Genomic DNA, 14,201 nt, shown 5'->3' on the forward strand with positions numbered 1-14,201 from the left:
ATTTATTTAAAATTTGAATAAAAGGAATACATGCAAACACTTTTCGAAAATGAAAAATTCGAATGGATTAATTTACAAAATCCAACAAAAATTGAGTTAGATGAAATTGCTACTAAATATTGTTTTCAGAAATTAACGATTGAAGATAGTTTGGAGCCTGGGCATTTACCTAAATATGAATCAGATGATTCAAAAGTTTCGTTTTTGTTAATTCGCTTTTTTGATAAAGAACACCGTATGTTGAAAAACACTGTTCGAGAATTTAGTCACAAAATCAGTATTTACATCGGAGTAGATTTTATTGTGACTGTTCATCAAAAGGAAACGGATATTTTTGAAAAAATTCAGAAAAAATATTTAGCTAATACTGATCCTTCTAAAATCATTATCAAAGGAATTTTGTATCGTATTATTTCCGAAACCATCAAAACGTATGAAGAACCAGCATATCAAATGGACGAAGAAGTCAATCAACTCGAGCATTTGATTTTTACGGATGATTTTAGAAAAATTAAACTTCCTACCTTATATAAAATCAAACGAGAAGCTACAGCTTGCAAAAAAATATTAGATTATACGCTTGAAGCACTGAAAGAATATCGCGCTGATAACAAAAAGACAAGTTCATCACAGGATTTGTACGAAGAAAACGTAAAAATGTTACACTTGCATTCACAAATTGTAGATGACGTACAAAGTTTGTTAACAATTTATCTTTCGTTAAATGGACAGAAATCTAACGAAATCATGCAAACGCTTACCGTTTTTTCGGCATTTTTCTTACCCTTAACTTTTATCGCTGGAATTTATGGAATGAATTTCGATTTCATGCCCGAGTTAAATTACAAATTAGGCTATCCAATTTGTTTACTTGTCATGTTATTAGTGGTAATTTTTATTTACTTTTGGTTCAGGAAAAAAAAATATTTATAATTCAGTATGATTTTCGTAACGGGAGGAACAGGTTTGGTTGGTGCGCATTTGTTGGTAGAATTGGCAAAAAAGCAACAACCTATTCGTGCTTTAAAACGAAAAACATCGAACACAGAAACCATCCAAAATTTCTTTGCGGAACAAAATGCTTCGCAATTTTATCAATTTATTCATTGGATTGATGGTGATTTGTTGGATGTTACTGAACTTCCAAATTTATTAGACGGAATCGAGACAATTTATCACGCTGCGGCTTTTGTTTCATTTGATGAACGTCAAGAAGAAGAAATTTTCAATACGAATATTTTAGGAACTGAGACTTTGGTAAATGAAGCGATTGATTCTGGCGTGAAAGAATTTTTCTTCATCAGTTCTATTGCTTCGATGGATGATTTGAATCCAGCAACTAAAATGATCGATGAGCGCTCTGGTTGGAACAATAGCTTGACGCATTCTTCTTATTCTATCTCAAAATTTAGAGCAGAAATGGAAGTTTGGCGTGCTTCACAAGAAGGGATTAAAGTCATTATTATTAACCCTGGCGTAATCATCGGAACTTTGGACACAAAACGTGCAAGCGAAAGTTTGTTTCAACAAAATTCGTCAAAAAGCGATTATGCTCCTTCGGGTGGAACAGGATTTGTAGATGTACGCGATGTGGTGAAGATTTTTTTAGAATTAATTAATCAACAAGTTTACAATCAAAAATTTGTGGTAATTTCTGAAAATAAAAGTTACCGAGAAGTCTTTGATTTTGTTTCAATGAATAGCAAACGTTCAGTCAAAAATGTTTCGAATACAACCTTGAAAATTATTAAAAATCTATCTATTTTCAGTCGAATTTTTGGTGGAAAATATATGACAAAAGCGAATTATTATTCGTTGATAACTTATACCAAATACGACAATTCTAAAGTTAAAAATTTGCTTCAATACGAATTTATTCCAATCAAAGAAGCAATTGATTATCATTATAAACGTTTTCAAAAGCTGAATTCTACAAAATAGTTTACTTTTGTTTTATGGAACAACAATTCATTTCAACACTTTCAATAACTGCTTCGGAATTAAAATCAGGAAGCGTTTCTGCTAAAAGTCCATCAAATATTGCGTTGGTAAAATATTGGGGGAAAAAGAAAAATCAAATTCCAACCAATAGCTCTATCAGCTACACATTAACGAATAGCTACACAGAAACTGAATTAAAATTTTCACCAAAAACGTCGGATAATTTCGAAGTTGAAGTTTATTTGGAAGGTGAACTGAAAGAAAGTTTTGCTCCAAAAATCATTACTTTTTTCGAAAGAATTACAGCATATATTCCATTTTTGAATCAATTCAAATTTGAAGTTCACACACATAATTCGTTTCCACATAGTTCTGGAATTGCTTCTTCTGCTTCTGGAATGTCGGCAATGGCTTTGTGTTTAGTTCAAATTGAGAATATGTTAGGAGCTAATTTATCTGAAGAAGACGCCAAGAAAAAAGCTTCTTTTTTGGCTCGTTTAGGTTCTGGAAGTGCTTGCCGTTCAATTTACAAAGGTTTGGTTGAATGGGGAGAAAATGATTTTATCGAAGGAAGCTCAGATTTATTTGGAACAAAATATCCTGATACCGAAATTCATGATGTTTTCAAAACTTTTCACGACACCATTTTATTGATTCACGAAGGACAAAAATCGGTTTCTTCTACTGTTGGTCACAATTTGATGAACGGACATCCGTATGCCGAACGTCGTTTTGTGGACGCAAATGAAAACTTAAAAGCGTTATTGCCAATTTTAAAATCTGGCGATATCAAAGCGTTTGGAGAATTGGTAGAACATGAAGCATTGACATTACACGCCATGATGATGATGTCGAATCCTGCATTTATTTTGATGAAACCAAATACAGTTGCTGCTTTAGAAAAATTGTGGGAATTCCGCCGCGAAACAGGAAATCATTTGTATTTTACATTAGATGCTGGCGCAAATGTACATTTATTGTATCCTTCGCAAAATGCGGAAGCTATTGAAATCTTCATCGAAAATGAATTAAAACAATTCTGTCAAAACGGAAATTACATAAAAGATAAAGTGAGTTTTTAATCACTTCTAAAACTAAAAAAGCAAGCTACAAGAGCTTGCTTTTTTAGTTTAACTATTTTTGTCATGTTGAATTCATTTCAACATCGCATATTTTATGAGAATCTGAAACAAGTTCAGATTGACAACGATGATATTTTCTAAAGAAATTTCGATTTCAAATAAAAAAGTCATCGAAAACTGAATGACTTTATGACTATTTTTAATATGTTTCTTCGATTGATTTTACCATATTATAAATGAACTCGTTGTAAGGTGTCGGAATATTATATTGTTTTCCTAAACTGATAATTTCGCCTGCAAATTCGTCCACTTCCGAATATCGTTTTGCTTCGCGATCTTGTAACATCGAAGTTTTACCAAATTCATCCACAATTTTCATCGTTGATTTCATTCGATCCACTTCTTCTTGACCAATTGCAACTCCATGTGCATTCCCAACTGCAAGAACTTCGTTAGAAATCATATCCATTAATATCTCAAGATGCTGATTGGTACGAAATTGTCCATATGGAAATTCCAACAAAAACGTCAATTGATTTCCGACAACATTTACCAAATATTTCGCCCACTGTGCTTTCTGAATATCATCCGATAATTGATTTGGAATTTCAGCAACATTCATCAATTCATGTAAATCGACTAATTTATCATGATTTATTGAATCCATTTTTCCGAAAATAATTTTTCCAATACTCGAAAACGTCACACGATTATCAACTTTTACAGCATCCATATACGCAACTGCATTCACCACACGATCCCATCCAAAATGATCTGCCAAAACACGTTCAGAAGAAATTCCGTTCATCAAACTTACAATCATTGTGTTTTCACCAACAAAAGGTTTCATATCTTCTATCGCTTGCTGTAAATGCGAACTTTTAACGACTAAAAATATATAATCTGGATAATTATTATCCTTGATTTTTGTGACATAATTAAAATCATACGCTTTATCATTCACAAAGATTCGCGATTTTTCGTATCGATTTTTTCGCTCCTCATCTACAATTACACTTACAATTTCTGGATTATATTCATAAAAATTCGCTGCATATTTTGTTCCTAAAGCTCCCAATCCAAGAAAATAAATTGATTTCATTTTTTTGCTATTTAGAAGATAAATTTAAAATAAAATCAGCAACATTTACGAATTTAAGTCTTTGAAAAAATTTAATATTTCGGTTATAATTAGTTTTTATAAACCTTAGACAATTCTTTTGGATTGAGATACAAAGAATAAATCAAATTACGCAAATCATCAAGATTTGAGCTAGAATCTACAGCTATTTCATTGTCTTTTTGAAAATTCTTTTTAAAAACATCATACAATTGATTTATTTTCTTCCAATTATCTTTTGAAGCAATTTTTTCAACAGATTTATTATTCGCAGATTTCGCTAATTGTGAGGGCGTTTTCTGAATCGCTTCAAATAAAACATATAGATTGTTGACATGATTGATATAATTGTATGTTTCATTTACAACAAAATAATTCAGAAGAGTTTTCTCTTCATCCGAAATTTTCAAGCTAGAAATTAACTTCATCTCCTCGCCCAACCATTCGTAAGCCGACATTCCTATTTGAGAAGCATTTGGCGTCACAACCATTCTTGGAATTGGTTCTGCATTTGCAATTTTATTTAAAATAAATTCTGTTTTTTGATTCAAAATATTCAATCGATTATTTGCTGGAGCAAGACATTTCAAAACATAATCGCAATTATATCCTAACGTAATTATCTCCTCAAGTTCAGAAAAAATATCGGCAGAAGTATCACTGTTGAAACTCTCAAAATTTTGCAAACAATTATCTTGGTATTTCTCTTTAAAATCATTCATAGAAGAATAATCTTTTTTCTCAATATCCCAAATAAGATTAAAATTATAAGCAAAAACATTCACAAATTGCATCGTTTTACTTTGAGGATTTTCATCAACAAATTTTTGATACACTTCTACTTTCGGAGATTCTGTATCGTAATCATCCATCAACGCAATTAAAAATCGTTCGTTAAGTGGAGTTTTCGTTCCAAATTTCTTTTCAACAGATTTTTTTAATTTCTCATTATAATCAACAAAATATGATTTTTGATTATCATTCAACATAAAATAAACTTCGAGTTCCGAAAGAAGTCCAACTTTCTTACCTAATTCGATATTATTATCCAACAAATATTTTTCGAAAGTAGGATAATCAATTCCTTTTTCTTTCGTTTTTTCTAAAATCGTTTCATCAGGATAAGCTCTCGAACCAAAAGGTAAAGAATACAAAAAAGGACCATCTGCAAAAAGTTGAACAGAGGTAAATAATGTCAATAGAAAAGTAAAAAATAGTTTTTTCATAAGGTTGATTTTTATAAAATTAGAAATTTTAATTGAATATTTTTTCAAGTTTTAGATGATTTAACATGAATAAAAAAGCGTTACAAATCATTTTCTTAATATTAATTCAAACAAGACAATTCTTCAAATTGTTCTTTTTAAAAATAGTTTTTACATATATTTAACAAATTAATACATCACACGTGAGTCAAATAAAAAATACCGAGGAAAAAGAATTGCAAAGAGGTCTTACAAACCGACATATTCAATTGATTGCTTTAGGTGGCGCGATTGGAACTGGTTTGTTTTTAGGAATTGGACCTGCCGCTGTTTTAGCTGGACCATCTGTTATTTTAGGTTATGCAATTGCAGGAATTATAGCCTTCTTCATTATGCGTCAATTAGGAGAAATGGTTGTTAACGAGCCTGTTTCAGGAAGTTTTAGTCATTTTGCATATAAATATTGGGGATCTTTTGCTGGATTTGCTTCTGGTTGGAATTATTGGATTCTTTATGTTTTGGTGAGTATGTCCGAGTTGACTGCAATCGGAATTTATGTACAATTTTGGTGGCCAGAAATCCCATTATGGGTATCAAGTTTATTCTTTTTTATCGTTATTAATGCATTGAACTTAGGCTCAGTAAAAATGTTTGGTGAAGCTGAATTTTGGTTTTCTATCATCAAAGTAATTGCAATTATTGCGATGATTATTTTTGGAGCTTACCTGTTGATAAGCGGAACTGGAGGCGAACAAGCAACAATTCAAAATCTTTGGAACAACGGAGGTTTTTTCCCGAAAGGTTGGTTATCTGGTGATAACGAAAGTGGTTTTAGCGGATTATTTGCCGCAATGGCGCTCATTATGTTCTCTTTTGGAGGTTTAGAATTGATTGGAATCACAGCTGCTGAAGCTAAAAATCCTGAAAAAACAATTCCGAAAGCAACTAATCAAGTTATTTATAGAATTTTAATTTTCTATGTTGGAGCATTAATTATCTTATTTTCGTTAGCTCCTTGGGAAACGATCACGGATAAAAGTAGTCCTTTTGTGATGGTTTTTGAGAATTTGAATCATTTGAAACTAAATATTTTTGGTAACACAATTGATTTTTCAAAATTAATTGCAAACGCACTAAATATTATAGTTTTGACGGCAGCTTTATCAGTTTACAACAGCTCTGTTTACAGTAATAGTAGAATGCTGTATGGTTTGGCAGAACAAGGAAATGCTCCTAAATTCTTGAAAAAATTAAACAAAAATCACGTGCCTGTTATGGCGATTTTAGTTTCATCTTTTTTCGCTGCAATTTGTATTTTGATTAATAAAATAATTCCAGAAAACGCCTTCCATGTATTGATGTCTTTAGTGGTTTCTTCGTTAGTAATTAACTGGATTATGATTTCGATAACACATCTTAAATACAGAAAACAAAAGAATTTAGAGAACACAAAAACATTATTTCCATCTTTCTTGTATCCTATCAGTAATTATATTTGTCTAATTTTCTTATTTGGAATTTTAGTAATTATGTGGTTTACAGGACTTAAAATTTCAGTAGAATTAATTCCAGTTTGGTTGATCTTCCTTTACATCGCTTATCGAATTGTAAAAGAAAATAAAAAGAAAAATTCTTTATAAGAAGAAACAAAAAATCCGCTCAATGAGCGGATTTTTTAATCGACTTTGGTTGCAAAGCAAACCTATTTTTAAATATATTTTTTGATTTCTGTAACCAATTGTTCTTTTGGTCGTGCTCCACTTTGTTTCCATAATAATTCACCATTTTTGAAAATGGCAAAAGTCGGAACTCCTTGCACTTGATATCGTGCAGCTAAATCTTGATATTTATCAACATCCACTTTTAGGATTTTGACATCATCTCCTAATTCTTCTTTCACTTGTTGCAAAACTGGACCCATCATTTGACAAGGACCACACCAAGTTGCAAAAAAATCTAATAAAACTGGTTTATCTGAATTAATAATTTCTTCGAAAGTCATTGTTTTTGATTCTTCTTTATTATTTGATTGATTTTTATTTCGGTTGAATAAATTTTTAAACATCTTTATTTTTTCTTCTTAAATATACTAAAAAAAGCACTTCCGAAGAAGTGCTTCATAATTAGCTTTACTAATTATTAACCTAACCTATGAAAAATTTATTCTACTGTTAGTGCTACTAACATTTAGATATAATCAAAACAAATACCAAGTTTAAAATACTGACAATCTGTTTTTTACATTTAACATAATTTAAGAAATAGGTTAACGCAAATATGTTTTATTTTAGAAATTCTACTATAATTCACACACAAATTTTGGATTAGCTGACTTTATTTCAGCTATCACTGACATTATTTCTTCTTTGGTTGAATTATCTTCCAATCTTTTCAATTGTTCCGAATTCAAACCAATCATTTGTATAAATGTAACTTTTCCATGCGGCGTATCAATTTCATCTAAATCATCATCCTTGATAAAAGCCAAACCAACAATGTCCGTTTCCGAATCTGTACGAATTGGACCTCCTAAGGGTAAAAATTGGTACTCATCAAACCAAACTTTTGTTTCGTTCACGAATCGTCCCAAATTATTCATTAATTGAACCACCCAAAAAGGATCTTCACCATTATCATCTTTAACAGGTTTCACACGGAAAGAAAACTCAAATCCCCACTTACTAAAATCCGCTCCTACACTTTCCTCAGAATAGTATAAATGCGACATTCCGTAACTCACCAAATGATAATAACCATTGACATCAAAGACCGCAACTCCATCAATTGGATCATCACCTCCTTGAAAAGACATCACTTGAGGCGAATAAAAACGAGGCTCTAAAGTCCCATAAACTTCTTTTAAGCGATTTTCGATCGCAATTGCACCAACCGCTTGATCTGATTTATATTGTTTTTTGTATTCTTCTACATTCATGATGCAAAAATAGTTTATCCAATCTTAATTCTCAGTTAAAGACATAAAAAAAGAGAGCTTCTTGTTAGAAACTCTCTTTGTAGTAGCGAGGACCGGACTCGAACCGATGACCTTCGGGTTATGAGCCCGACGAGCTACCTACTGCTCCACCTCGCGATTTAGTAGCGAGAACAGGACTCGAACCTGTGACCTTCGGGTTATGAGCCCGACGAGCTACCTACTGCTCCATCTCGCGTTATTGGACTGCAAATATACGTTCATTATTTAAAATACCAAACATTTTTCGAAATTATTTTATTTTATTCGGACATAAAACAAATAAAAACCACATAAACCATTTTATTAAAGAGGTTTATGTAGTTTTAAATAATTAAATTTATTTTTAATAATCTTCTAAAATAATTTTAAATCGCTTTGATTGGTGGATGATTTTCGATAAAATCAATTGCTAAATCAGCACTATCTGTTAAAAATAATAACTCTTTATATGGTCTTCCTGTTGCTAATTGATGCAAAACCGAATAAATCGCTGTATCTTCTACATATCTTTTCTTACTCAAAAAAATCATTGGACTGTAATATCCGGAAGTTCCATAATGATTTTGAGCTGCTTCCTGAAAAATTTCTTGTGTCGTTCCTGCACTTCCAGGCGCATAAACTAAACCAAATAAGCTAATTGTTAACAACATATCTTCACGAATACTATTAGAAAAATATTTCGCAATATTCGTGGCAAATAAATTACTTGGCTCGTGACCATAAAACCAAGTAGGAATAGCCAAACTTTCTGCACCATTTGGGTAAATCTCTAAAACCTTCTGTGCATTAGTCATATAATTTTTTGCCAAGTATTCGGTTCTTTGATCATCAATAAAATCTAAATCTGCTAAAATATTAATCGCATTCATCAAATCTTCATCTGCATAGTTTGCCATATAAGCACCTAAGTTTGCTGCTTCCATAATTCCAGGTCCTCCACCAGAAACAACAAAATAACCTTTTTCAGTTGCCAATTTTGCTGCTTTCGCCGTTTCATTATAAAACTCAGAATTGCGCGCAGTAGAATGTCCACCCATAAAACCAATCACTTTTTTCTTCGTCATTCCGTTTTCATCATATTCTAAAATTCGACGCAAACAATCATCAATAGACAAATCGTGTAAACGTTGCGCCAAAGCTTCTGAAACAGATGGATTATATTTATGTTTTTTGAAATGTTTGTAGATTTTAAGATCTATACTTTCATCATTGTCCTGATTATAACCTTCCATCAACTCTTGCCAAGTATACAATTTTCCACGATATGGATTATAGGGAATTGATGCAAATTTTGGATAAACGAATGCTCCTTTTTCGATTAAATAGATTGCTTCATATTGTTTAAACTTACAACCCAAAAACGATGTATTACATAAATTATACTCTTCCCAATTGATTTCTTGACGCAAAAAATTAATATCTTGAACTACTTTATCGGTTAAATCTTTGGTTTGAGAAACTAATTCATTCCATTCTGATAGATTATGAACTAAATCTTTGATTGGTTTTATTTTCATTCTTTTTTCTTACTTCATTAAAAATTCGTAAAATGAATTTACACGAATTATTCCAAACCAACGAATTCGGCACAATAAATCTGCTAATTTTCATTTTTCTAATTTATATTTGCATCAAATTCGTGCTCAACTTATTGGGGAATCGTGTGCAATTCACGAACTGTCGCGCAACTGTGAATCAATATTTTTGATAAGTCAGAATGCCACTAATTGAGTTAATAATTAGTCAAAAACTTTCGCGAAAAAAGTAAAAATTATGTTCTATGAAATCATCAAACCACCACAAAAAAACATTATCAACTCAAAAAATAATGAAGAAAAGTAACGTGTAAATATTATGATAATGGAAGTGGAAAAAACACCAAGAGAAGAGTTGATCGAACAACGTATCATCAATTCTGAAACTCGCATTTTCAAAGCTGTTTTTCCAGGAGATACAAACCACCACAACACAATGTTTGGAGGGTCAGTAATGTATTTGATGGATGAAATTGCTTTTATGACAGCAACTCGTTTTTGTCGCAAACCTATTGTTACGGTAAGTAGTGACAAAATTGATTTTAAACACTCAATTCCAGCAGGAACTATCGTAGAAATGGTAGGAAAAGTGGTACGTGTAGGACGTTCAAGTTTGGATGTACAAATTGACGTTTTTATCGAAAGTATGTATCGTGACGGACGTGATAAAGCGATTTCTGGAACGTTTACATTAGTTGCAATTAACGAAAACAAACGACCAGTTCCTGTTATTGACTAACACGAGCTATAGAAAATTTTTAATCCTTTATCTTTTTGATAGAGGATTTTTTTATGAATTCCAATTAATAATTGATAATATTCTAAAGGTTTCTTAGTTTTACATTAAACACAAAAAATGGAATTACCTTTTGCCGAACCATTTCGCATAAAAATGGTCGAAGAAATTTATCAATCTACTCGAGAAGAACGTGAAAAGTGGATCGAAGAAAAAGATTACAACCTATTTAACCTAGAAAGCCACAAAGTATTTATTGATTTATTAACTGATTCGGGAACTGGAGCAATGTCCGACAAACAGTGGTCTGCAATGATGACTGGAGACGAAAGCTATGCTGGTTCTCAATCTTTCTTAAAACTGAAAGAAACCATTAATACCATCACTGGGTTTGATTTTCTTTTACCTACGCATCAAGGTCGTGCAGCGGAAAATGTATTGTTTTCAGCTCTTGTAAAAGAAGGTCATGTTGTTCCTGGTAATTCTCATTTTGACACCACAAAAGGTCACATCGAATTTAGAAAAGCACATGCAATTGATTGTACTATTGATAAGGCTTTTGACAGCGAATTGATTCATCCTTTCAAAGGAAATATCGATTTACAAAAGTTAGAAAATGTCTACAAAGAATACGGAAAAGAACAAATTCCATTCACATTAATCACTGTTACGTGCAATTCTTCTGGCGGTCAACCTGTGTCAATCGAAAATATTCGTCAAGTTCGTGAATTGTCTAATCAATATGGAATTCCAGTCTTTTTTGATGGCGCTCGTTTTGCAGAAAATGCGTATTTCATCAAAGAAAGAGAAGAAGAATTCAAGACAAAAACGATTAAAGAAATTGTTTTAGAAATGTTTTCTTACGGAGATGGAATGACGATGTCTGCGAAAAAAGATGGTTTGGTAAATATTGGTGGGTTTATTGCACTGAATAACGAAGAGCTATATAAAATTTGTGGTAATTTCGGAATTATTTACGAAGGATATTTAAGTTATGGTGGTTTAGCTGGACGTGATTTAGCTGCGTTAGCACAAGGTTTGCAAGAATCGACAGAATATTCTTATTTACAATCTCGCATCAAACAAATTGAATATTTAGGGAATAAATTAATTGAATTTGGAATTCCAATTCAGCAACCAATCGGTGGACATGCTATTTTTGTTGATGCTGTAAAGTTTTTACCAAATGTAACACGTGAAGAATTTCCCGCGCAAACATTGGGAATCGAATTGTACAAAGAAGCTGGAATTCGTGGTGTAGAAATCGGAACTATTTTGGCTGATCGTGATCCTAAAACACGAGAAAACCGTTATCCAAAATTAGAATTATTGCGTTTAGCAATTCCAAGAAGAACTTATTTTCAAAGTCATATGGATTATATTGCAGTAGCTTTGAAAAATATTTTTGATCGCAGAAACGAGATTAATTCAGGTTATGAAATTTCGTGGGAATCTGAAATTTTAAGACATTTCACTGTAAAATTGAAAAAGAAATAAATAAAAAATCCTTCAGATAATCTGAAGGATTTTTTTGATATTACCATCTCCAATCGCCCGAAATACGAAGTGGAGTTTCTAAATTTCCTTTGATAAGCGCTTCTTTTATTTCTTGCTCGTTCCAACGTTTTGAAGGAATTTCTTTCAAATTACTCAAACGATACAACAAATAGGTTTCCAAAATCACGTTATTTTTCAAACCAATTTCTTCTACATAATCAAATGTATCACAATTTGCATGATAACAATTTAGCGCTCCTTTTGTAAATTGACTATCCGAAAGCCCAATAATAGGCACGCCTTGCAACATAAAAGGTTGATGATCTGAATGTAAATCTACACTCGCAAATGTTTTCAATTTAAAATCTGGAATCACTTTTTGTACATCATTCGCATAATCAGTTAAAATAGGCAAATTACTTTCCATTGTCGAATAATAAGACTTTGGATTTGTTGTCATATCCATGTTCGACATTGCTTTGATTTGATTGATAGAACCATCTTTCAACGCTTGATTGACATAATATTTAGAACCTATCAAACCAACTTCTTCGCCCATAAATAAAACAAATTCTATTGTTCGATCATTTTGAAGATTTAACTTCTTGTACGTTCTCGCAATATCCATAACAGAAAAACTTCCAACGCCGTTATCAATGGCTCCAGTAGCCAAATCCCAACTATCTAAATGACCTCCAAGAACTATTTTCTCGTTTGGAAATTTAGAACCGATTTTCTTTGCAATAATGTTGCGACCTTTCATTTGTCCAACATCATTTTTCATTTCGATTTTAGCAATTTCTTTTCCTTTTGATAGATTTTCTTTGATTTTCAATCCATCTTCTAAACTGATATTAATCGCAGGAATTTTAATAATTTCTCCCGTCACAGAGGCCGTTCCTGTTAATAGAATTCCTCCAGCAGGACGATTAAACAAAATAATTCCTTTCGCTCCGTACTTTTCTGCTAAAGCTGTTTTTTCTGAACGATGTAGATTTTCGGTTTCTTTTGGCGTTCCATCCAACAAACCAAGCGCAGCAAAAACAATCTTTCCTTTTACTTTATCACCAATCTTTTTATAATCTTCTTCAAGTCCATTTCCCAAATCAATTAATTCTCCCGAAAAATTAACATTTGCTGGCGAATGCGCTAAAGCAACTGCTTTTATAGGTTGATTATTGATTTTTAAATCTAAACTTTTACGATTCCACCCGCTAAATGTAAATTCTTGAAAAGACACATCATAACCATACGAACGCAACAAATTTGCTGCATATTCTTCTGCTATTCGTCCACTTTCTGTTCCTGTTGCACGATGTCCGATTGTTTCGGTTGCTTTTTTTAGTTGTTGATAAGCTTCAGAATTTTGTTGTACTTCTTTATTAATCAAGTCTAAAACTTGTTGATTAGTTTGAGCAGATAAACTCATGGTTGTAGAGACTAAACCTAATGTTAATAAAAATTTCGATTTCATGTGTGAGTATTTCTATAAACTTAAAAATGTTTTTGGAAATAGTTGATAGAATGGAAGGAAAATTTACTTAAAAAAAATAGTCCTCAAAAAATGAGGACTATTTATATGAAATTATAAATTATTTCTTAGTGAGCTGGTACGAAACGCTCTCTTGCATCTTGCAACAATTGTTCTGCTTCTGCTTTATCACCGTACCCTTCAATTGTTGTTGTTTTATTTTCTAAGTCTTTATACACTCTGAAAAAGTGCTCAACTTCTTTCAATGTATGAGGATTCATATCAGTGATGTTTTCTAATTGGTTCCATGTTGGATCAGCAACTGGTACACAAATTAATTTTTCATCTTGTCCTTTGTCATCAGACATTTTAAGAACACCGATTGTTTTTACTTCGATTACACATCCAGGAACAGTAGGTTCTGTTAAGAAAACTAATACGTCAATTGGATCTCCGTCTAATCCTAATGTATTTTCTACGAAACCGTAATCAGCTGGGTAGAACATTGGAGAGTATAAAACACGATCAAAACGGATTCTTCCTGTTTCGTGATCCATTTCGTATTTGTTGCGAGATCCTCTTGGGATTTCAATGATTGCATCAAAAGTCATTGTAATATTCTTTTTTTTATTATTTATTT

The 14,201-nt window shown here is 31.9% G+C and carries 13 protein-coding genes, 2 tRNA genes and 1 riboswitch; of the genes, 6 read left to right on the plus strand and 9 right to left on the minus strand.

Features of this window, described 5'->3' with window-relative positions; all coding sequences use genetic code 11:
- The first annotated feature begins 30 nt into the window (after positions 1-30).
- From B3J26_RS06225 to B3J26_RS06235, 3 genes are read left to right on the plus strand one after another with little or no spacing between them, the layout of a single operon-like run.
- A complete protein-coding gene (locus B3J26_RS06225) occupies positions 31-933 on the plus strand; it encodes a CorA family divalent cation transporter (RefSeq protein ID WP_291067915.1) in 903 nt (300 codons plus the stop codon).
- A gap of 6 nt (positions 934-939) precedes the next feature.
- The gene (locus tag B3J26_RS06230) at positions 940-1,941 is read left to right on the plus strand and encodes an NAD-dependent epimerase/dehydratase family protein (RefSeq protein WP_291073821.1); all 1,002 of its coding nucleotides are present in this window, start codon (positions 940-942) and stop codon (positions 1,939-1,941) included.
- A gap of 14 nt (positions 1,942-1,955) precedes the next feature.
- Positions 1,956-3,023: a diphosphomevalonate/mevalonate 3,5-bisphosphate decarboxylase family protein gene (locus B3J26_RS06235; protein WP_291073823.1), complete on the plus strand. Its 1,068-nt coding sequence runs from the start codon at positions 1,956-1,958 to the stop codon at positions 3,021-3,023.
- A gap of 199 nt (positions 3,024-3,222) precedes the next feature.
- On the opposite strand, the gene B3J26_RS06240 is transcribed toward B3J26_RS06235, so the two are convergent.
- The gene (locus B3J26_RS06240) at positions 3,223-4,125 is read right to left on the minus strand and encodes a ketopantoate reductase family protein (protein ID WP_291073825.1); all 903 of its coding nucleotides are present in this window, start codon (positions 4,123-4,125) and stop codon (positions 3,223-3,225) included.
- Between the two features lie 89 nt (positions 4,126-4,214).
- A complete protein-coding gene (locus tag B3J26_RS06245) occupies positions 4,215-5,369 on the minus strand; it encodes a hypothetical protein (RefSeq protein ID WP_291073827.1) in 1,155 nt (384 codons plus the stop codon).
- Positions 5,370-5,560: 191 nt separating this feature from the next.
- On the opposite strand from B3J26_RS06245, the gene B3J26_RS06250 reads away from it, so the two are divergent.
- Positions 5,561-6,988 carry an amino acid permease gene (locus tag B3J26_RS06250; protein WP_291073867.1) on the plus strand — a complete coding sequence of 476 codons (1,428 nt, stop codon included), beginning with the start codon at positions 5,561-5,563 and terminating at the stop codon, positions 6,986-6,988.
- A 68-nt stretch (positions 6,989-7,056) separates the two neighbouring features.
- Here the strand turns inward: B3J26_RS06250 and trxA are convergent, their stop codons facing one another.
- From trxA to B3J26_RS06275, 5 genes are all read right to left on the minus strand, one after another.
- Complete coding sequence (gene trxA / locus B3J26_RS06255) at positions 7,057-7,413, minus strand: thioredoxin (protein ID WP_084106970.1); 357 nt, start codon at positions 7,411-7,413, stop codon at positions 7,057-7,059.
- Positions 7,414-7,647: 234 nt separating this feature from the next.
- Entirely contained in the window at positions 7,648-8,283 is a 636-nt protein-coding gene (locus tag B3J26_RS06260; protein WP_291073829.1) for a suppressor of fused domain protein, read from the minus strand.
- Between the two features lie 83 nt (positions 8,284-8,366).
- A tRNA-Met gene (locus B3J26_RS06265) sits at positions 8,367-8,439 on the minus strand.
- A 6-nt stretch (positions 8,440-8,445) separates the two neighbouring features.
- Positions 8,446-8,518 (minus strand) — tRNA-Met (locus B3J26_RS06270).
- A 169-nt stretch (positions 8,519-8,687) separates the two neighbouring features.
- On the minus strand, positions 8,688-9,839 hold the full coding sequence (locus B3J26_RS06275) for an LOG family protein (RefSeq protein ID WP_291073831.1): 1,152 nt from the start codon (positions 9,837-9,839) through the stop codon (positions 8,688-8,690).
- A 126-nt stretch (positions 9,840-9,965) separates the two neighbouring features.
- Positions 9,966-10,053: riboswitch (adenosylcobalamin-variant (AdoCbl-variant) riboswitch) on the plus strand.
- Positions 10,054-10,182: 129 nt separating this feature from the next.
- Here B3J26_RS06275 and B3J26_RS06280 point away from each other — a divergent pair.
- On the plus strand, positions 10,183-10,596 hold the full coding sequence (locus B3J26_RS06280) for an acyl-CoA thioesterase (protein WP_114998110.1): 414 nt from the start codon (positions 10,183-10,185) through the stop codon (positions 10,594-10,596).
- A gap of 117 nt (positions 10,597-10,713) precedes the next feature.
- Positions 10,714-12,090: a tryptophanase gene (locus B3J26_RS06285; RefSeq protein WP_291073833.1), complete on the plus strand. Its 1,377-nt coding sequence runs from the start codon at positions 10,714-10,716 to the stop codon at positions 12,088-12,090.
- 40 nt (positions 12,091-12,130) lie between these two features.
- Here B3J26_RS06285 and B3J26_RS06290 read toward each other — a convergent pair whose 3' ends face one another.
- Positions 12,131-13,564, minus strand: a complete 1,434-nt coding sequence (locus B3J26_RS06290; protein WP_291073835.1) for a M28 family peptidase — start codon at positions 13,562-13,564, stop codon at positions 12,131-12,133.
- A 125-nt stretch (positions 13,565-13,689) separates the two neighbouring features.
- The gene (locus B3J26_RS06295) at positions 13,690-14,172 is read right to left on the minus strand and encodes an inorganic diphosphatase (protein WP_038336778.1); all 483 of its coding nucleotides are present in this window, start codon (positions 14,170-14,172) and stop codon (positions 13,690-13,692) included.
- Between the last annotated feature and the right edge of the window lie 29 nt (positions 14,173-14,201).

This window comes from Empedobacter sp. UBA5987, assembly GCF_002429865.1.
GTDB classification, from domain to species: Bacteria; Bacteroidota; Bacteroidia; order Flavobacteriales; family Weeksellaceae; genus Empedobacter; species Empedobacter falsenii_B.

Bases quoted from the DNA above. Each gene is read 5' to 3' on its own strand.
- B3J26_RS06225 (WP_291067915.1), top strand. From the start codon at position 31: ATGCAAACACTTTTCGAAAATGAAAAATTCGAATGGATTAATTTACAA.
- B3J26_RS06230 (WP_291073821.1), top strand. From the start codon at position 940: ATGATTTTCGTAACGGGAGGAACAGGTTTGGTTGGTGCGCATTTGTTG.
- B3J26_RS06235 (WP_291073823.1), top strand. From the start codon at position 1,956: ATGGAACAACAATTCATTTCAACACTTTCAATAACTGCTTCGGAATTA.
- B3J26_RS06240 (WP_291073825.1), bottom strand. From the start codon at position 4,125: ATGAAATCAATTTATTTTCTTGGATTGGGAGCTTTAGGAACAAAATAT.
- B3J26_RS06245 (WP_291073827.1), bottom strand. From the start codon at position 5,369: ATGAAAAAACTATTTTTTACTTTTCTATTGACATTATTTACCTCTGTT.
- trxA (WP_084106970.1), bottom strand. From the start codon at position 7,413: ATGTTTAAAAATTTATTCAACCGAAATAAAAATCAATCAAATAATAAA.
- B3J26_RS06260 (WP_291073829.1), bottom strand. From the start codon at position 8,283: ATGAATGTAGAAGAATACAAAAAACAATATAAATCAGATCAAGCGGTT.
- B3J26_RS06275 (WP_291073831.1), bottom strand. From the start codon at position 9,839: ATGAAAATAAAACCAATCAAAGATTTAGTTCATAATCTATCAGAATGG.
- B3J26_RS06280 (WP_114998110.1), top strand. From the start codon at position 10,183: ATGGAAGTGGAAAAAACACCAAGAGAAGAGTTGATCGAACAACGTATC.
- B3J26_RS06285 (WP_291073833.1), top strand. From the start codon at position 10,714: ATGGAATTACCTTTTGCCGAACCATTTCGCATAAAAATGGTCGAAGAA.
- B3J26_RS06290 (WP_291073835.1), bottom strand. From the start codon at position 13,564: ATGAAATCGAAATTTTTATTAACATTAGGTTTAGTCTCTACAACCATG.
- B3J26_RS06295 (WP_038336778.1), bottom strand. From the start codon at position 14,172: ATGACTTTTGATGCAATCATTGAAATCCCAAGAGGATCTCGCAACAAA.